18 protein-coding genes and 1 pseudogene are annotated in these 19,746 nt (G+C 39.0%); all 19 read left to right on the top strand.

The window, feature by feature from the left end; translation table 11 throughout:
• Positions 1 to 283 precede the first annotated feature (283 nt).
• Positions 284 to 409 (top strand): annotated as a pseudogene (gene ridA, locus ABES03_RS04170) (2-iminobutanoate/2-iminopropanoate deaminase); the annotation flags it as partial.
• 170 nt (positions 410 to 579) lie between these two features.
• Positions 580 to 870 (top strand): septation regulator SpoVG, encoded by a 291-nt coding sequence (spoVG, locus tag ABES03_RS04165; protein WP_007084183.1) that lies wholly within the window; start codon positions 580 to 582, stop codon positions 868 to 870.
• Between the two features lie 207 nt (positions 871 to 1,077).
• Positions 1,078 to 2,451: a bifunctional UDP-N-acetylglucosamine diphosphorylase/glucosamine-1-phosphate N-acetyltransferase GlmU gene (glmU, locus tag ABES03_RS04160; protein ID WP_430115395.1), complete on the top strand. Its 1,374-nt coding sequence runs from the start codon at positions 1,078 to 1,080 to the stop codon at positions 2,449 to 2,451.
• A 23-nt stretch (positions 2,452 to 2,474) separates the two neighbouring features.
• Complete coding sequence (locus ABES03_RS04155; protein ID WP_335534519.1) at positions 2,475 to 3,431, top strand: ribose-phosphate diphosphokinase; 957 nt, start codon at positions 2,475 to 2,477, stop codon at positions 3,429 to 3,431.
• A gap of 156 nt (positions 3,432 to 3,587) precedes the next feature.
• On the top strand, positions 3,588 to 4,217 hold the full coding sequence (locus ABES03_RS04150; protein ID WP_430115392.1) for a 50S ribosomal protein L25/general stress protein Ctc: 630 nt from the start codon (positions 3,588 to 3,590) through the stop codon (positions 4,215 to 4,217).
• Positions 4,218 to 4,354: 137 nt separating this feature from the next.
• On the top strand, positions 4,355 to 4,915 hold the full coding sequence (pth, locus tag ABES03_RS04145; RefSeq protein ID WP_430115409.1) for an aminoacyl-tRNA hydrolase: 561 nt from the start codon (positions 4,355 to 4,357) through the stop codon (positions 4,913 to 4,915).
• A gap of 140 nt (positions 4,916 to 5,055) precedes the next feature.
• Positions 5,056 to 5,286 (top strand): anti-sigma-F factor Fin family protein, encoded by a 231-nt coding sequence (locus ABES03_RS04140; protein ID WP_308081618.1) that lies wholly within the window; start codon positions 5,056 to 5,058, stop codon positions 5,284 to 5,286.
• Between the two features lie 129 nt (positions 5,287 to 5,415).
• Entirely contained in the window at positions 5,416 to 8,952 is a 3,537-nt protein-coding gene (gene mfd, locus ABES03_RS04135; protein WP_430115389.1) for a transcription-repair coupling factor, read from the top strand.
• Positions 8,953 to 9,109: 157 nt separating this feature from the next.
• Positions 9,110 to 9,646 (top strand): stage V sporulation protein T, encoded by a 537-nt coding sequence (gene spoVT / locus ABES03_RS04130; RefSeq protein WP_430115406.1) that lies wholly within the window; start codon positions 9,110 to 9,112, stop codon positions 9,644 to 9,646.
• A gap of 103 nt (positions 9,647 to 9,749) precedes the next feature.
• Positions 9,750 to 11,387, top strand: a complete 1,638-nt coding sequence (locus ABES03_RS04125) for a putative polysaccharide biosynthesis protein (RefSeq protein WP_430115386.1) — start codon at positions 9,750 to 9,752, stop codon at positions 11,385 to 11,387.
• A 7-nt stretch (positions 11,388 to 11,394) separates the two neighbouring features.
• Positions 11,395 to 12,861, top strand: coding sequence for a nucleoside triphosphate pyrophosphohydrolase (mazG, locus tag ABES03_RS04120; protein WP_430115384.1), 1,467 nt, complete (start codon positions 11,395 to 11,397; stop codon positions 12,859 to 12,861).
• 17 nt (positions 12,862 to 12,878) lie between these two features.
• On the top strand, positions 12,879 to 13,148 hold the full coding sequence (locus ABES03_RS04115) for an RNA-binding S4 domain-containing protein (protein WP_430115382.1): 270 nt from the start codon (positions 12,879 to 12,881) through the stop codon (positions 13,146 to 13,148).
• Between the two features lie 76 nt (positions 13,149 to 13,224).
• On the top strand, positions 13,225 to 13,527 hold the full coding sequence (gene yabP, locus ABES03_RS04110) for a sporulation protein YabP (RefSeq protein WP_308084278.1): 303 nt from the start codon (positions 13,225 to 13,227) through the stop codon (positions 13,525 to 13,527).
• Entirely contained in the window at positions 13,524 to 14,156 is a 633-nt protein-coding gene (gene yabQ, locus ABES03_RS04105; RefSeq protein ID WP_430115380.1) for a spore cortex biosynthesis protein YabQ, read from the top strand. Before yabP ends, yabQ begins: the two co-directional genes overlap by 4 nt.
• Positions 14,157 to 14,169: 13 nt before the next feature.
• Positions 14,170 to 14,553 (top strand): FtsB family cell division protein, encoded by a 384-nt coding sequence (locus ABES03_RS04100; RefSeq protein ID WP_335534532.1) that lies wholly within the window; start codon positions 14,170 to 14,172, stop codon positions 14,551 to 14,553.
• Between the two features lie 94 nt (positions 14,554 to 14,647).
• The gene (locus tag ABES03_RS04095; RefSeq protein ID WP_430115379.1) at positions 14,648 to 15,073 is read left to right on the top strand and encodes a S1 domain-containing RNA-binding protein; all 426 of its coding nucleotides are present in this window, start codon (positions 14,648 to 14,650) and stop codon (positions 15,071 to 15,073) included.
• A gap of 243 nt (positions 15,074 to 15,316) precedes the next feature.
• Positions 15,317 to 17,785: a stage II sporulation protein E gene (gene spoIIE / locus ABES03_RS04090; protein WP_430115377.1), complete on the top strand. Its 2,469-nt coding sequence runs from the start codon at positions 15,317 to 15,319 to the stop codon at positions 17,783 to 17,785.
• Positions 17,786 to 18,007: 222 nt separating this feature from the next.
• Positions 18,008 to 18,745 (top strand): VWA domain-containing protein, encoded by a 738-nt coding sequence (locus ABES03_RS04085; protein WP_308081609.1) that lies wholly within the window; start codon positions 18,008 to 18,010, stop codon positions 18,743 to 18,745.
• Entirely contained in the window at positions 18,714 to 19,724 is a 1,011-nt protein-coding gene (locus ABES03_RS04080) for a protein kinase domain-containing protein (RefSeq protein ID WP_430115403.1), read from the top strand. The genes ABES03_RS04085 and ABES03_RS04080 overlap by 32 nt, the downstream gene beginning before the upstream one ends.
• Positions 19,725 to 19,746 lie beyond the last annotated feature (22 nt).

Raw genomic sequence — 19,746 nt, 5'->3', positions numbered from 1 at the left:
CGAACCGGGTGAGAAGGAGAGCCCCGGGTAACGTAGGAAGGTTCTATGTGCCAAAACCTAGCGTGAAAGAGAGCCTCAGGTAACGAAGCAAATTTTTACGAACGTATCTATAAAGCAATTAAGGCTTCCACTGATATTTTTCCAAATCAACCGTACCACCTAGTCGAATCTCCCTGCCCTCCACTTCCTGCGACAGCAGTAGCTCGTTATATGCTTCGTCTTCTTGGAGAGTAATTTAGGGTTTCGTGTTGATAACGCGATGTCAGAGGAGGCGGTGCTTCTTGCGGCTATTAACGAAGTATATGGTGAGTATTTCAACACGCATAAACCAGCTCGATCTTGTGTAGAAGTAGCTCGTCTTCCAAAAGATGTATTGGTAGAAATCGAAGTAATTGCGCTCGTAAAATAAACGAGCGCTTTTTTTATAGGTCAAAAAGAGGATAAAAACAACCATTTTTTACAAAAGTTCACTATTTTGCCCTAAATTTTCAAAAAATTTTTTTATTTAAAGAAGGAAAATGCAAATAATTGTTGAATTTATTAAACTAGCTTTTATACAAAAGAAAAGGGTGTGAGCACATGGAAGTAACTGACGTAAGATTACGCCGGGTTAACACGGATGGAAGAATGAGAGCGATTGCATCAATCACATTAGACAATGAATTTGTTGTTCATGACATCCGCGTTATCGACGGAAACAACGGTTTATTTGTAGCTATGCCAAGTAAACGTACTCCAGATGGAGAATTTCGTGACATTGCGCATCCAATCAATTCGGGAACACGCGGTAAAATTCAAGAAGCTGTTTTGGCTGAGTACCACCGTTTAGGCGAAATGGAAGTAGAATTTGAAGAAGCCGGAGCTTCCTAAGGATTTTAACAACTAGGGCCTTTCTTCTGAGTAAGGCTCTTTTTTATTGCCCTTAAATGTTTATTTATAATCCCCTACCTAAATTTCTCCTTCCTAAACAAAAAACTTAATATTATGAAATTAGACACATGCCGTTCATTCCTTGAAAACAGAGCCGATTTACGTTAATATTTTTAATGGATAAAAAGGTAAATTGGAGGACTGTCCATGTCTAATCGTTATGCTGTGATTTTAGCCGCAGGGCAAGGTACGCGGATGAAATCAAAGCTTTATAAAGTTTTACACCCAGTATGCGGCAAACCAATGGTACAACATGTCGTTGACCAAATCCTGAAACTAAATGTTCAAGAAATGGTCACAATTATTGGCCATGGAGCAGAAATGGTGCAATCACAGTTAGGTGACAGCAGTCTTTACGCCTTACAGGAGCAACAGCTTGGTACTGCACATGCAGTGATGCAGGCAAGCAGTATGCTTGAGGGCAAAGAGGGTGTAACCATCGTCGTTTGCGGTGATACTCCACTAATAACAGCTGAAACGATGGAGTCAATTTTTAAACAACATGAAGAATTATCTGCAAAGGCTACAATCCTCACGGCAAAAATAGATAACCCAACTGGATACGGTCGAATCATACGAAATGAAGAAGGCTTAGTTGAAAAGATTGTTGAGCATAAAGATGCAACAGAAGCGGAACGTGAAATAAATGAAATTAACACAGGCACATACTGTTTTGACAATCGAGCATTGTTCGAAGCATTAAGAAGTGTGTCCAATGATAATGTTCAAGGGGAATATTACTTACCAGATGTCATTGAAATTCTTAAAAAGCAAGGGGAGGTAGTGACTGCCTTCCAAACGAATGAATTTGAAGAAACATTGGGTGTAAATGATCGTGTAGCTCTAGCTGAAGCGGAGAGAATTATGCGCAATCGGACAAATATTGTTCATATGCGTAATGGCGTTACGATTATTGATCCTGCAAACACATACATTGAGACAGAAGTTGAAATCGGACAGGATACTGTCATCTATCCAGGAACCATTATTAAAGGCAACACAATCATCGGTTCTGAATGTCAGATTGGTCCAAATTCAGAAATTGATTCTTGTGAAATTGGAAATGAGACAGTTATTCGCCAATCAGCAGCACATAAAAGCTCAATTGGTTCACACGTTAATATTGGTCCGTTTGCACATATTAGACCGGATTCTAATATTGAAGATGAAGTGAAAATCGGAAACTTCGTGGAGATCAAGAAGGCCGTTTTCGGAAAAGGAAGCAAAGCTTCTCATTTAAGCTATATTGGTGATGCGGAAGTAGGCAGTGATGTAAACCTTGGCTGTGGTTCCATTACAGTCAATTATGATGGTAAAAATAAATATTTAACAAAAATTGAAGATGGAGTCTTCATCGGCTGCAACTCAAATCTAGTTGCCCCTGTCACAATTGGCAAGGGTGCATACGTGGCTGCCGGTTCAACCATTACAAAGGATGTACCAGGTGAAGCCTTATCTATTGCCCGTGCACAACAAGTGAATAAAGAAAATTATGTCCAAAAGCTTAATGTAAAGAAATAAGCAATGATAATTGGAGGGCCATCATGTCAAATCAATATTTAGATCCGAACTTAAAGGTATTTAGCTTAAATTCTAATGTCCCACTTGCGAGAGAAATAGCAAAAGTTATCGGAGTTGAATTAGGGAAGAGCTCTGTAACTAGATTCAGTGACGGTGAAATTCAAATAAATATTGAAGAAAGTATTCGTGGCTGTGATGTATATGTCATTCAGTCAACTAGTTCACCTGTGAATGAAAATATTATGGAATTATTAATCATGATTGATGCACTCAAGAGAGCGTCTGCTAAAACGATTAATATTGTCATGCCGTACTATGGTTATGCCCGTCAAGATCGCAAAGCACGTGCACGTGAACCAATTACTGCAAAACTATTTGCAAACCTTGTTGAGACTGCTGGTGCAACTCGTGTAATCTGCCTAGATTTACATGCACCTCAAATTCAAGGATTCTTTGATATTCCGATCGATCACTTAATGGGTGTACCTATTTTATCTGAATACTTTAAGACAAAAGATTTAAATGGTGACATCGTTATTGTTTCTCCAGACCATGGCGGTGTGACTAGAGCAAGAAAAATGGCTGAACGTTTAAAAGCTCCAATTGCGATTATTGATAAACGCCGTCCAAGACCAAATGTTGCAGAAGTCATGAATATTGTCGGTAATATCGAAGGAAAAGTTGCGATTTTAATTGATGATATTATTGATACAGCAGGAACGATTACGCTTGCTGCTAATGCATTAGTTGAGAATGGTGCAGCAGAGGTTTATGCTTGCTGTACACATCCCGTATTGTCAGGACCGGCAATTGAAAGAATTGAAAACTCAAAAATAAAAGAATTAGTTGTGACTAACTCTATAGCTCTTCCAGAAGAGAAGAAGAGCAGTAAAATTATTAACCTATCAGTTGCGCCATTAATTGGCGAAGCCATTATTCGTGTACACGAAGAGCAGTCGGTAAGCACATTGTTTGATTAATAGTCCTTTAACAGGACCTGGCGTAGTAGTCAGGCCCTGACCCTGCTTTTATATAAGCAGAATTCCTGTATTGTAAGAATACAAAAAAATGTTTAGACCTTCCGATTTTAGGGCATTTTTATATAGACAGATATGAATAGGAAGGGGACTAAACGTATGAGTACTGTATTACAAGCAAAGGAACGGAAGGAACTCCGTCATTCTGCATTAAAGCAAATTAGAGAGAATGGAAACATCCCTGCTGTTATATATGGGGCAAAGGTTGACAGTAAGCCAGTAGTGATTAGTTCAGCTGATTTAACAAAAACCCTCCGCTCCGTAGGAAGAAACGGCGTCATTTCACTTGATGTTGATGGAAGAAAACAGGATGTGGTCTTAACTGATGTTCAAAGCGATTTTATCAAAAAAGAAATTATTCATGTCGATTTCTTAGCCGTTGATAAATCATCTAAGATTCATGTCGATGTGAGACTTGTTCTTGTTGGTGAGGCAGCAGGAGTAAAAGATGGCGGTGTCTTGCAACAGCCGGTTCACCAGTTATCCATTACTGCTACCCCTGATAATATTCCGCAGCAAATAGAAGTTGATATTGCGAACCTACAAGTAGGAGAAACTGTATTGGTCGGTGATATTCCTTCAGCTGGCGGATTTACAATCAACCATGAGGACGATGAAGTAGTAGCTTCAATCCTACCTCCTAGACAGGAAGAGGAAATTAACTCTGGTGAACAGCAAGAAGAAGGTCATCCAGCCAATGAAGAAGGAAGAGAAACAACACCAGAATAAATGAGCTTTCAATTTAAGAGTAAAAGACGTAACCAATTGAGGTTACGTCTTTTGCCGCATAAATAAATGAACAATGGGAGAAAACCATGTTTCGAAAACTATTTAAAAGGTTGGCTGAACCGGAAGAGGTGGGTAAGATGAAATGTATCGTTGGTTTAGGTAACCCAGGAAAACAATATGATCAAACTAGACATAATATTGGCTTTGAGGTAATTGATGAATTATCACATCAATTTTCCATCCCACTCACACAGTCTAAATTTAAAGGGCTGTTCGGAATGGGTGTATATAAAGGGGAAAAAGTATTATTATTAAAGCCACTTACATATATGAATTTATCAGGTGAGTCCATTCGAGCTGTGATGGATTATTATCAAATAGATTTGGAAGATTTATTAGTTATTTATGATGATCTTGATCTACCAGTTGGAAAAATCAGGCTCCGTCAAAAAGGAAGCCCTGGTGGACATAATGGAATTAAATCAACAGTGGCACATCTCGGTACACAGCAATTTAATCGAATCAGAATAGGTATTGACCGTCCAACTCCAGGAATGAGCGTGCCTGATTATGTTTTAGGACGCTTTCGTAGTGAGGAGAGACCATTAACCCAAGAATCCGTTAAAAAGAGTGCAGCTGCATGTGAAGCCTGGCTGGAGAAGCCGTTCTTACAGGTAATGAATGAATATAATCAATAATTGTTCATGTAACAAGCCATATTTTCATATGATTGAAAAAGACAGTAAGCAAGCAAATCTCTTGTCCGTTCATCTAATTGAATAAGTTCCTCCCAACAGGTGCATACTAATAAGGAATCATAGATTAGGGAGGGACAGGCGTGGCCATTCATTATCATTGTCGTCATTGTGGTACAAAGCTTGGTTCCATTGAAAAAGCATCGATACACAGCGAAACCCTTGGTCTTCATAAACTGACAGAACAGGAAAGACAGGAAATGGTTGCGTATGACTCATCCGGAGATATTCACATCTCAGCTATTTGTGAAGACTGCCAGGAAGCTTTAGAACGGAATCCAGATTACCACCAATACGATTTCCTTATTCACTAGCTTTGGAATCATATCCAAAGCATTTTTCTATTTTTAATTTTCTACTATTAAAATGTTAATTATATTTAAATTCGAATGAAAGAACCCGTTTAGGGTCATTTACATATTTGTTGGAAGGGAGGAGAAACCATGGATGGTTTAAAGTCACTGTTCCTTAAACAAGAAGATGTCCACTCGGTGATTGCCGGTGTGGAAGAAGGATTAAGGGAACAACTGGTTGCAGGCTTATCAGGTTCCTCAAGAACAGTATTATCCGCTTCAGTTTACGAACAAATGCAGAAGCCCATTATGCTTGTAACCCATAATCTATTACAAGCACAAAAACTCTATGATGATATTGTTAATCTACTAAGTGACAAGGAAGTATTTCTTTTTCCAGCCAATGAATTAATTGCCGCCGAGCTAAGTATTGCGAGTCCGGAATTGAAGGCCCAGAGAATAGAGGCCTTAAACCATTGGAGTAAAAATAATAAAGGGATTTTAATTGTCCCGATAGCCGGTTTGAAAAAAATTGTTCCTCCTAAGTCACAGTGGAAACAATATCAGCTCTCGCTAAAATTAGGGGAAGACATCGATATAGATCATCTATTAAATACCTTTGTCAAAATGGGCTACATTCGTGCAGAAATGGTCTCAACGCCAGGCGAATTTAGTGTAAGGGGCGGAATCATCGATATCTATCCACTTACAGAAGTTAACCCGCTTCGAATTGAATTATTCGATACAGAAATTGATTCCATTCGCTATTTTTCTCTTGAAGATCAACGTTCAAAAGAAAAAGTAAAAAAAATTATGATTGGACCTGCTACTGAAATCCTGTTAGAAGATGAGAATTATAGCCGGATGATCAATCAATTAGAGACCGGGTTAGCAAAAAGTCTTAGAAAATTAAAAGATGATAAGGCAAAAATTCAGCTTTCGCAAAATATTAGCTATGAATTAGAACAATTAAAAAATAGGCAAAAGCCGGACCAGGTGTATAAGTACCTATCATTAGCCTACGAAAAGCCTGCTAGTTTACTAGACTATCTCCCAACCAATGGTCTTGTGTTTATTGATGAAATAAGCCGAGTTCAAGAGATGAATGATTCATTGGTAAAAGAGGAAGCGGAATGGTATACCGGATTACTTGCTGAAGGTCAGATTATCCATGATCTCCACATTTCTCATGACTTGCATGTAATGCTGCAAAAAAAAGAGTTTCCAATCGTATATATGTCGTTATTTTTACGGCATGTAGCCAATACCAGCCCGCAAAATATTATTAATGTCTCATGTAAACAAATGCAAAACTTCCACGGACAAATGCATGTATTAAAGGCAGAAATTGATCGATGGAAGAAGGGCAATTATTCTATTCTTTTTTTAGGCGCAGATGAAGAACGGGTAAAAAAATTAGAGCGTGTCCTAGAGGATTATGAAATTGAGGGCAGCATTGTCAAGGGAAATCAACAGCTTTTGCCAGGGAAAGTGCAAATTATGAAAGGAAACCTCCATTCAGGGTTTGAGCTTTCTATTCAAAAAATCGCCGTCATCACTGAGGAAGAATTATTCAATAAACGGGTGAAGAAGTCTGTCAGCCGCCAAAAACTATCGAATGCGGAACGAATTAAAAGTTACTCTGAGCTTAAAATTGGCGATTATGTGGTACATGTCAATCACGGGATTGGAAAATACTTAGGGATTGAAACGTTGGTAATCAACGGAATCCATAAAGATTATCTACACATTCGGTACCAGGGGACAGATAAACTGTATGTGCCTGTTGAACAAATTGATCTTGTCCAAAAATACGTAGGGTCAGAAGGCAAAGAGCCTAAGGTCTATAAACTAGGCGGAACCGATTGGAAAAAGGTGAAGAAGAAGGTTGAATCATCCGTCCAGGATATTGCTGATGATTTAATTAAGCTATATGCAGAACGCGAGGCAGCAGTTGGCTATGCCTTTTCTCCAGATGGAGATATGCAGAGGGAATTTGAAACCTCCTTTGCTTATCAGGAAACGGATGATCAGCTTCGTTCTATCCATGAGATTAAAAAGGATATGGAACAAGCGCGACCAATGGATCGCCTGCTTTGCGGTGACGTTGGATATGGAAAAACAGAAGTGGCTATACGTGCTGCCTTTAAGGCTATAGCGGATGGTAAGCAGGTAGCGTTTCTTGTGCCAACAACGATCTTGGCGCAGCAACATCATGAAACCTTACGGGAGAGGTTCCAGGACTATCCGATTAATATCGGTCTGTTAAGTCGATTCCGCTCTAAAAAACAACAAACAGAAACGATGAAAGGCTTAAAAGCTGGAACAGTTGATATTGTTGTGGGTACCCATCGGTTGCTCTCAAAGGATATTGTCTATCGTGATTTAGGACTTTTAATTATTGATGAAGAACAACGATTCGGAGTGACACATAAGGAAAAGATTAAAAAGTTAAAGACCAATGTAGATGTATTAACCTTAACAGCCACCCCAATCCCAAGAACACTTCATATGTCAATGCTTGGGGTTCGTGATTTATCGGTTATTGAAACGCCACCTGAAAATCGTTTCCCGGTGCAAACATATGTAATGGAATACAATGGTTCATTAGTACGTGAGGCGATCGAGCGGGAGCTTGCAAGGGACGGACAAGTATTCTTCTTATATAACAGAGTAGAAGATATCGAACGTAAAGCAGAGGAAATATCCATGCTTGTCCCGGATGCACGTGTCACCTATGCTCATGGGCAGATGACGGAAAACGAGTTGGAGTCTGTTATGCTCAGTTTCCTCGCGGGCGAATTTGATGTGCTTGTCAGTACAACCATCATCGAAACCGGGGTAGATATTCCGAATGTAAATACATTAATTGTTTTTGACGCCGATCGAATGGGGCTTTCTCAGCTTTATCAACTTCGGGGTCGAGTAGGAAGATCAAACCGTGTCGCTTATGCTTATTTCACTTACCGAAAAGATAAAGTTTTAACTGAAGTAGCTGAAAAACGATTACAGGCCATTAAGGAATTTACCGAATTAGGCTCTGGTTTTAAGATAGCCATGAGGGATTTGTCCATTAGGGGAGCAGGTAATCTATTAGGTGCCCAGCAGCATGGCTTTATTGATTCGGTTGGTTTTGACCTCTATTCACAAATGCTAAAAGAAGCAATTGAAGAGCGTAAAGGAGATCTGGGGGCAGAAGTGAAAAAATCGGTTGAAATTGACCTCGAGATTGATGCGTATATTCCGGATACTTATATTAAGGACGGACACCAGAAGATCGAGATGTATAAACGGTTTAGGGGTGCCGATTCGCTTGAAGAGATTGAAGAACTGCAAGCAGAAATCCTCGACCGCTTTGGCGAGTATCCAGAAGAAGTGGCCTTCCTTTTCCAAATTGCTGAGATAAAAGTTAATGCACTTTTAAATGGTGTGGAACAAATTAAACAAGCGAAACAAGAGGTAACGATTCTTATAAATGAGCAGGTTACCCAAAGTATTGACGGAAGCAAAATTTTCCATATTGGCAGTCAGTTTGGCCGAAATGTTACTCCTGGCATGGAGGGGCCTAGGTTAAAAATAATGATAAAAACGAAAGAGTATCAGACGCAACAATGGCTCCATATCGTTGGTGAGATGGTAAAAGGGATTTCAAAGGCTAAAAAAGCCCAAGAAAATCCTGTGAATTAATTTCCTGTATATGTGAAAATGTGAAAATTATATGTCTAATGTGTATAGAACTTTCGAGATGAAAGATACTAAGTTCAAAGTTGGTGATGATTTCAATAAAAGGAAGATTATCATTACCAAGTTGAATAATCATCAGATGAAAGTGAGGCAACATTGGATGAAAGCAACTGGAATAGTTCGTCGAATCGATGATTTGGGTCGTGTTGTTATTCCCAAAGAAATACGCAGAACTTTGCGTATCCGTGAAGGGGATCCGTTAGAGATTTTTGTGGATCGTGACGGGGAAGTCATTTTAAAAAAATATTCACCAATCAGCGAGTTAAGCGATTTTGCCAAGGAATATGCAGAAGCCCTATTTGATAGCCTCGGTAATCCCGTTTTAATTTGTGATAGAGATACGTATATTGCTGTCGCTGGCGGGTCTAAAAAAGAGTATCTAAATAAGAATATTAGTGATTTAGTGGAAAAGACGATGGAAGAACGGAATTCAGTTTTACATACGCAGCAGGGTGATATTGCACTCGCTGATGGAAATGATGAAACCGTAGCTTCCTATACTATTGGACCAATTATTGCAAATGGAGATCCAATTGGAGCCGTCATTATCTTCTCTAGAGAAGGTACACTTGGCGAAGTAGAACAAAAAGCAGTCGAAACAGCTGCAGGGTTCCTAGCTAGACAAATGGAATCTTAAATCATAAAATTTCTTCACAAAGAAAAGGCAGCCACCCGCTGTCTTTTTTATTTAATCTAATATCATGCCTTCATATGCTATAATACTTTGGAGTTTATTATTAGTGGGTGAAGCAATGTATTCAACGAAGTCTGCCAATCAATCAAAGGCATTGTTTAGAGGAGCGTTCATTCTAACTATTGCAGCACTATTGGTGAAAATCCTCAGTGCTTTTTACCGTATTCCTTTTCAGAACATTGTCGGAGATATTGGTTTTTACATATATCAACAAGTCTATCCAATCTACGGGATAGCTATCGTCCTATCTACAACAGGCTTCCCAGTTGTCATATCTAAGCTATACGCAGAGCAGAGAGAAAAAGGGGATTTTGATAAGTCTAGACTTCTTCTTTTTACTTCATTTATATATTTACAACTATTTGGTTTCATTTGTTTCCTGATGCTTTATTTTGGAGCAGATATCATTGCTCATTGGATGAACGACCCTCATTTAACCATATTATTAAGGGTAGTTTCTATTGTATATCTAACCTTCCCTTTTGTCTCATTACTAAGAGGATACTACCAGGGAATTGGTGATATGGTTCCGACCGCCCTGTCGCAAGTGGGAGAACAAACCATTCGGGTGTTGACGATTCTATTGCTGTCCTATCTTTTTATACAGAAAGGATATTCGCTTTACCTTGTTGGCGGAGGGGCTATGTTTGGTTCTATTACGGGCAGCATGGTTTCTAGTCTTATTCTGTTTATGTTTATATGGATTCGTAAAGAATGGAAAGTGATTGCTCCTACAAGAGGGATGTTTCAAACTTTTGCTGTGGAGGCAAAAGAAATTATAAAGGCACTGACCCTTCAAGGATTGATGATTTGTTTAAGTGGGATGCTCCTAATTGTTATCCAATTAGCAGATTCTTTGAACTTATACTCGTTATTAACGAACAGTGGGATAGAAAGGGATCTAGCCAAAAGTCTAAAGGGGATTTTTGACCGTGGGCAGCCACTCATTCAATTAGGCACCGTTGCGGCGACCTCGCTGTCCTTAACCCTTGTTCCTCTTATCACTCGTGAGAGAATGGCAGAAAAACAGAGCAATCTAACGGACAAAATTCAGTTAGCCTTGAAGGTAAGTATTGTCATAGGCCTCGGTGCCTCAGCGGGACTATGGGCCATTATTAGACCGACCAATATCATGTTGTTTGAGAATGAGCTAGGTTCCACCGAATTAGGTATATTAGGATTTGTAATTCTTTTTACATCCATTATCTTAACCATTATTGCCATTATGCAGGGGCTAGGCAGGCTGGTGTACCCGGCATTAGCCGTAACCGTCTCATTTCCTATTAAATATGGCTTAAACATGTTGCTGGTTCCCTGGTATGGAACCAAGGGAGCAGCCATTTCTACCATTATTACCTTGGCTTTTGTTACTCTATTATTAGTAGTAAGGCTAAAAAAACTATTTGCAGCGTCTCTTTTATCAGTTCGCTTTTTAGCGACAATTCTTTCAGCAACTATGGTGATGGTTGTGTTTTTAAAAGGATACATATTGGGTACGGATATGTTGTTAGGTAATTTTGGTTTAGAGCGGATAGGAGCTGCATTGCAGGCTTTAAGTGCGGTTTGTCTTGGAGGTACTGTCTTCTTGGTCATCATCATAAGAGGCAGGGTATTCCTTGAGCAGGAATTGGCGTTATTTCCACTAGGAAGTAGATTGATACATTTTTTAGCGCGAAGGGATTGAATAAATCATGGTGAAAAGAATTGAAGTACTTGGATTGGGAGCGGGAGATTTAGAACAGCTTCCGGTTGGAGTATATAAAAAATTATTAGGTTCAAGTCATTTATTTTTAAGGACAAAAGAGCATCCCGTTGTGCATGATTTAGAAAAAGAAGGAATGACTTACTCCTCCTTTGATTCGATCTATGAAAAACACGATCAGTTTGAAGCGGTTTATGAGGAAATTGTGCAGACGTTATTGAAAATGGCCGAACATGAGACCGTTGTCTATGCTGTGCCAGGGCATCCGCTTGTTGCCGAACGGACGGTTCAGCTTCTTTTACAATATGGACTGAAGAACCAGGTTGAAATAAGCATTGGTGGAGGACAGAGTTTTATTGATGCCTTGTTTGCCTCTTTAAAAATCGATCCAATTGAAGGATTTCAATTGCTTGATGGAACAGCATTACTTGTGGATCAACTGCAATTAGAGCAGCACATTTTTATCAGCCAAGTGTACGACCAATTTATTGCTTCCAATGTAAAATTAACATTAATGGAAAAATTACCGGATGATTACGAGGTGTTTATTGTTACAGCAGCAGGCAGTAAACAGGAGGTTATTGAAAAGGTACCACTCTATGAGCTTGACCGAAATGTTTCTATCAATAACCTCACTTCCGTATACGTACCACCTGTCGTGGAAGAAGAGATTCTCTATAAGAATTTCTCTAAGCTAAGAGAAATTATTGCTATATTAAGAGGACCAGATGGCTGCCCATGGGATAAGAAACAAACACATGAATCATTAAAAAGATATTTAATTGAAGAAACCTATGAAGTCATTGATGCCATTGATAGTGGGGACATTGATCATTTAATTGAAGAACTAGGTGATGTCTTGCTGCAGGTAATGCTTCATGCCCAGATTGGTGCGGATGATGGATATTTCTCGGTTGATGACGTGATTGAGGGTCTATCAGCTAAAATGATTCGCCGCCATCCTCATGTGTTCGGGAACGGGAAAGCTGAAAATGCAGAGGAAGTAGTTCAAAATTGGCAGGAAATTAAGGAACAGGAAAAGGGGAAGGTCCCAGCTTCCATATTAGAGGGAGTTTCAAAGTCCCAGCCGAATTTATTAAGGGCCTATGAATTACAAAAGAAAGCGGCAAAGGTAGGGTTTGACTGGCAGGAAATTACACCTGCTTTGGAGAAAGTGAAAGAAGAGCTAGATGAATTTATCGATGAATTAAATGGAACGGATGAAGGATTACAGCTGGCAAAAAAGGAATTTGGAGATATATTGTTTGCCTTTGTAAACGTAGCTCGATTTTTAAACATACACCCGGAAGAGGCACTTTTTGAAACGAACGAAAAGTTCATCCGCCGTTTTCAATACGTTGAGAAGAGCGTGAAGGAGAGCGGCAGAGCTTTTGAGGAGCACACGCTTGAACAACTAGACAAGTATTGGGACGATGCAAAAGAAAAAGGATTATAACTGAGGAGGATTCACATATGCGTTTAGATAAGTTTTTAAAAGTATCTCGATTAATTAAGAGAAGGACTTTAGCAAAAGAGGTATCTGATCAAGGTAGAATTGAGATTAATGGGAAGGAAGCCAAGGCAAGCTCAACTGTAAAAGTAGGTGACGAATTAACGATTCGTCTGGGACAGCGTGTAGTTACTGCCCGAATCGATCGAATACAAGATACAACGCGGAAAGAAGACGCAGCGGAGATGTATACGATTATAAAAGAAGAGAGACTGGGTTCTACGGACTTCTAATTCAAATGTTCTAATTCATTCATTCGTCACATAGAAATGTACAAAGGGTTGTACAAATGATTGTGAGGGATGAATGATGAGTCAATATTATGAAAGCAATCCATCGAAGAGTAGTGTTCCTGATCATGATGTCGTTATGAGAGGGAGAAAACTCCTTGATATTACGGGTGTTAAACAAGTAGAAAGCTTTGATAATGAGGAATTCCTGTTAGAAACATCGATGGGCTTTTTAGCTATTAAAGGGCAAAACCTGCAAATGAAGAATCTTGATGTCGAGAAGGGCATTGTTTCAATTAAAGGGAAAATCTTTGATTTAGTCTACTTGGACGAACAGCATGGGGAGAAGGCTAAAGGGTTCTTTAGCAAGTTGTTTCGATGACACTTTCCACGCAATTTCTGACTATGCTTTCGATGATTGGAATGGGGTCTGTGTTTGGCGCCATGTTTGATACGTATCAGAGGTTTTTGAATCGGCCAAAAAGGAAGCAATGGATTGTTTTTATTAATGATTTATTATTTTGGATTATCCAGGCATTGCTCATTTTTTATACGTTATTTATGGTGAATGATGGAGAATTACGTTTTTATATTTTTATCGCACTTCTATGTGGATTTGCCGCCTATCAAAGCTTATTTAAAGGGATTTATTTAAAGTTGCTGGAGGTAGTTATTCAGACGGTTATTGCAACCATTAACTTTTTGAAAAAGACCTTCAGACTCCTCATCTATAAACCTGTCATTGGTCTGATCCAGCTAGTTATTGCTATTATTATTGCGTTTGGCAGGGGCATTTACACCCTTGTCAAATTTATTTTTAAAGTTGTATTATTTATTCTTAAAATTATTATCTTTCCAGTGCAAAAAATTCTATTACTTTTTTGGAAACTTTTGCCGAAAAGTATTAAAAAAAGCGTCGAGAAGTTATATAATAAAACGGCAGGAAAATTTAAGGGAATCAAGAATTATATTATTACCTTCATAAATAAGTGGAAGAAAAGAAAAGAGTAAGGAGGGACGGGAAATGGGAGCGGAACCGAAACGAAATGTATCAAGAATTCAGTCAACCTATGTGCAACAGCAAGAATATGCAGAAATCGCCTCAGCGAGGAAAAGAAAACTGTTGATCAGACGACTATCGATGTTTATCGTTCTTGCCAGTTTACTATCCTACTTCATGATTTCCAGTACTATTTCCCAATCTGCTAAACTCGAAGCGAAAATCGCACAAAAGAAGCAGCTGGATCAACAGCTTGCGGATTTGAAAAAACAGCAGGACATCCTTAAAGAGGATATCGTCAAATTAAATGACGATGATTATATTGCCAAATTAGCCAGAAAAGAATATTTTTTCTCGGAAAAAAATGAAATCATTTTTAATATTCCTGAAGATAAGAAAGAAAATTAGCCAATCTGGTGTCTTATTGACACTGATTTTTTCCTTTTTGTATAATATAGAGTAAGATTGATTTTTTATATTTTTAAGGAGGAACATTCTTTTTATGTCAATTGAAGTAGGCAGCAAGTTACAAGGAAAGGTAACAGGGATTACAAAGTTCGGTGCATTTGTGGAGCTGCCAGAAGGCTCAACAGGACTCGTACACATCAGTGAGGTTGCTGATAATTATGTGAAAGATATTAACGATCATCTTAAAGTAGGCGACCTAGTTGAGGTAAAAGTCCTTAATGTTGAGAAAGACGGAAAAATTGGCCTATCTATAAAAAAAGCAAAAGATAGACCAGAACCGCAACAAAGATCCCAATCACAACGTCCTCGTCAGGGTAGAGCAAATGATCGGAATAATGCTAGACCTGAGAATTTTGAAACGAAAATGGCGAAGTTCTTAAAAGAGAGTGAGGATCGTTTAACTTCCTTAAAACGGCACACGGAATCCAAGCGTGGAGGAAGAGGAGCTAAACGGGGCTAACTTAGCTGCTTATTTATATAATCGATCAGGTAAATATCGCCGATAATGATAAATCAAAGACAAGTCAAACGACTTGTCTTTTTTTGTTGTGTGCAACCAGGCAACTCTCCTTAATTGCATTAATTGATTAATTACGGTGAAAACCGTCGAACGATTATTTTCATTCGTTCACTATTTTGACAAACTTCTAACCCTATTAATTTTATAATTATCTGAACGATGAAAGAATAGGGAGTGTGATTTATGGAAAAGACAAATGCAAGTTTCATAGAACCAATCAGAGAAGTCAACCTTCATTCGTCAAAATGGGATATAGGGAGGGGACTGAAGAAAGTTCAATTCATGCTTGAGTCCTTTTTTATAAAAAAGGGTTTCCTCTTACTAATCGTCGGCTTTTTACTTGGACGAGCTTTAATACTGGCGAAGTTAACCCCATTCTGTCTTCCCTTCTTTGCTTCTGTGTACTTAATTAAAAGGGATCGGGCACCGCTTGCCCTTATCGGACTGACTGTAGGGGCAGCTACCATCTCATTAGCGAATGCCGCTTTTACCTTTATAGTCACCATTCTCTTTCTAGCTATTTTTCGGATTAGCAGAAAATGGCTGACAAACGAAATGAAAGCCTTGCCCTTCTTTGTCGGGATTATTCTAGGGTTAGGGAAACTAGCAGAAGCATTCATCTTAACTAAACAACTAACTGTGTATGACTTAATGATGGTAGGTGTACAAGCTAGTCTTTCATTTATTTTGACACTCATTTTTTTACAAAGCATTCCTCTATTAACCTTAAATAAACGCAGACAATTATTAAAAACAGAAGAAATTGTGTGCTTAATCATTATGCTGGCTTCCATTATGACGGGAACGATTGGCTGGAAGGTTTATGATTTGTCGATTGAGCATATTATGTCGAGATATTTGGTATTAGTATTTTCCTTTATTGCTGGAGCCACGGTTGGCTCGACGGTGGGTGTCGTAACAGGCTTGATTTTTAGCCTTGCTAGTGTATCTAGTTTCTATCATATGAGCTTGCTTGCTTTTTCAGGTGTTTTGGGCGGCCTGTTAAAAGAAGGAAAAAAAATAGGTGTATCCGCAGGATTATTGATTGCCACTCTTCTCATTGGCATGTATGGGGAGGGAGGAGGGTCCATCCAGTTAACGGTCTTAGAATCGACGGCGGCTATTTTCTTATTCCTCATAACACCACAAGCCTTCACTTCTAAATTAGCTAAGTATATTCCTGGTACGCCAGAATATACAGCTGAACAGCAAAAATATATGAGGAAAATGCGGGATGTAACCGCACAAAGAGTGTCGCAATTTTCCAGTGTCTTTCATGCTTTATCAAAGAGCTTTTCTCAAATGGAAGTTCAACCTGATGACAATGAAAATGACAGGGAAATGGATTACTTTATGAGCAATGTGACAGAAAGAACCTGTCAAACTTGTTTTAAAAAGGAACAATGCTGGTCGAAGAATTTTAATACAACCTATGCTTACATGGAAGAAATTATTCATGAAATGGATCAGAATGATGGGAATGTTTCTCCAAGATTATCAAGAGAGTGGGACAAGCATTGCACACGTTCGAAAAAAGTATTCGAAACAATTGGTCAGGAATTAACTTTCTTTCAAGCTAATCAAAAATTAAAGAAACAAGTCCAGGAAAGTCGTAAGCTGGTTGCCGACCAATTGTTAGGTGTGTCTGAAGTAATGGAGAACTTTGCAAAAGAAATCCAGAGGGAAAGGGAAAATCATCATAAGCAGGAAGAGCTAATTATGGAAGCACTCCAGGACTTCGGTATCCACATTGAACAAGTAGAAATCTATAGCCTTGAACAAGGCAATGTAGATATTGAGATGTCTGTCCCATTTTGCAATGGTCATGGTGAATGCGAAAAATTAATTGCACCAATGTTATCCGATATTCTGGGGGAGACAATTGTAGTGAATAAGGAGGAATGTGCATCCTATCCTAGTGGCTTCTGTCACGTAACGTTTCGTTCATCAAAAGCCTATACGGTTGAAACAGGAGTGGCTCATGCTGCTAAGGATGGCGGATTGGTATCGGGGGACAGCTATTCAACGATTGAACTAGGTTTAGGCAAATATGCCATTGCCATCAGTGATGGAATGGGAAATGGCGAAAGGGCCCATTATGAGAGTAAAGAAACACTGCAGTTACTACAAAAAATTCTCCAATCGGGAATTGAAGAAAAGGTAGCGATTAAATCGGTGAATTCGATTCTTTCCCTTCGAACCACGGATGAAATATTTTCAACCTTGGATTTAGCGATGATTGACCTTAAAAACGCCTCGGCTAAGTTCTTGAAGATTGGATCTACACCGAGCTTTATTAAAAGGGGAAATAAGATTATAAAAATTCAGGCAAGCAATTTGCCGATGGGAATTCTTCAAGAGTTTGATGTGGATGTGGTCAGCGAGCAGCTTAAGGCCGGAGACTTACTAATTATGATGAGTGACGGAGTGTTTGAAGGGCCGAAGCATGTTGAAAATTATGATTTATGGATGAAAAGAAAAGTACAAGAATTACAGACAGATGACCCGCAAGAAGTTGCTGACTTAATCATGGAGGAGGTTATTCGATCAAGGTCTGGAATGATAGACGATGATATGACAGTCACAGTCGCAAAAATAAAGCATAATACACCGAAATGGGCATCAATCCCAGTCTACAAAAAAAATGCGTAGGAAATATCTAAGTAATATGCTGTGTTAAAGGTGATGGTTGATTGTTTATACCCTGTTGATTGGAGCGGAAATCACCAGGACATTTAATAAAACTAATAAAAAACCCTGTGTACATGCCTACATATTAAACTGATTATTTTACCCACTCCTTAGGAAAATATGTATAAATCACCCTGAACCCGTCGAAAATGGTACCAATACGTTTTATGGAGGGAGAAGGTTATGTACACAGGGAAAATCCGGCAGATCCTATTGATTACAGATGGGTGCTCTAATCAAGGTGAAGACCCAATTGCTATGGCTGCTCTTGCGAAGGAACAAGGCATTACGGTAAATGTCATTGGTGTTGTTGAACAGGATATTATTGATGAAAAAGGTATGACAGAAATTGAGGGAATTGCGTTATCAGGTGGAGGAGTCAGCCAAATCGTCTATGCACAGGCTCTTTCTCAAACCGTACAAATGGTTACTCGTAAAGCCATGAATCAAACTATTCAAGGAGTTGTGAACAGTCAATTAAAGCAAATCTTGGGCCGTTCACAGACAATGGAAGACCTGCCTCCGGAAAAACGAGGAGAAGTGATGGAAGTTGTTGATGAGTTAGGAGAAACTGTCGAATTGGATGTGTTGATTCTTGTCGATACCAGCGCGAGCATGAAACATAAACTGCCAATGGTAAAAGAGGCGCTTTTTGACCTCTCTCTTAGCTTGAATGCTCGCTCAGGAGAAAATCAGTTTTCTGTTTATGTATTTCCCGGGAAAAAGAATGATGTCGAAAAATTGCTCGATTGGACACCAAAGATGCAATCTTTGACAAGTGTTTTCTCTCAACTTTCGACAGGAGGAATTACACCGACGGGACCGGCATTACGGACTGCTATTTCGGCGTTTAATCAAAAACAATCTTTAAGGAGCCTGCTTTCACGTGATGACGAATCATACTTTGAAGAATCAATGTAAGGTAAGCCCTGGGACAGTCATTTCAGGAAAATGGCATTCAAATAACTATACAATTATAAAAGAGCTAGGATTTGGAGCAAATGGGGTCGTCTACCTTGCGAAACATAAAAACACTCAAGTAGCTTTAAAGATGAGTGATAACGGTATGTCGATTACCTCTGAGGTAAATGTATTAAAATCCTTTGCAAAGGTCCAGGGATCAACCCTCGGGCCTTCTTTACTTGATGTCGATGATTGGCAGAGCCCTCGCGCACGAATTTCCTTTTATGTCATGGAATATATACAAGGTCCAGATTTACTAACTTTTATACGAGAAAAGGGAAAGTCTTGGTCAACGGTATTATTTATCCAGCTGCTTAAGGATTTAGACACGCTTCATGAAAACGGATGGGTATTTGGCGATTTAAAGCCTGAAAATCTAATTGTTACGGGGCCGCCTCCGAAAATAAGGTGTATCGATGTGGGAGGTACCACCATTCAGGGTAGAGCCATTAAAGAATTTACGGAGTTTTATGACCGAGGCTACTGGGGGTTAGGATCAAGGAAGGCAGAACCTTCCTATGACTTGTTTGCGGTAGCTATGATCATGATTAATACCGCTTATCCAAAACGATTTAACAAAACAACTGGAGGAATCCAGCAATTAAAGGATGCGATCCGACAAAAGCCGGAGTTAACAAAATATGAAAAAATAATCCTGCGTGCCCTTCAAGGACAATACAGTAATGCCAAAGAGATGCGTGCAGAACTTTTAGAGCGTATGACTGATAAAAAAACAGATACTCCTCCTTTAAAATCATCCATGTCTACTCCCTCTTCCTCAAACCAGATAAAAGGGGGAATGGCAAAGAATCAAAAACAATTAACAAGGCAGACTTACCGAAAAAAGAAGAAGAAAAGCGGTTGGTTGGAGTTTTTAATCATAGCAGTCCTTTTAGGTGCTTTCTATGCATGGTACACCATCGATAAATTACTATAAATAGTTGAAACCTTTTTTCGTT

The organism is Neobacillus rhizosphaerae, assembly GCF_050477885.1.
Lineage (GTDB): Bacteria > Bacillota > Bacilli > Bacillales > Cytobacillaceae > Neobacillus > Neobacillus rhizosphaerae_A.
The sequence above is the reverse complement of the archived record's forward strand: the minus strand, read 5'-3'. Positions and strand labels throughout refer to the sequence as shown.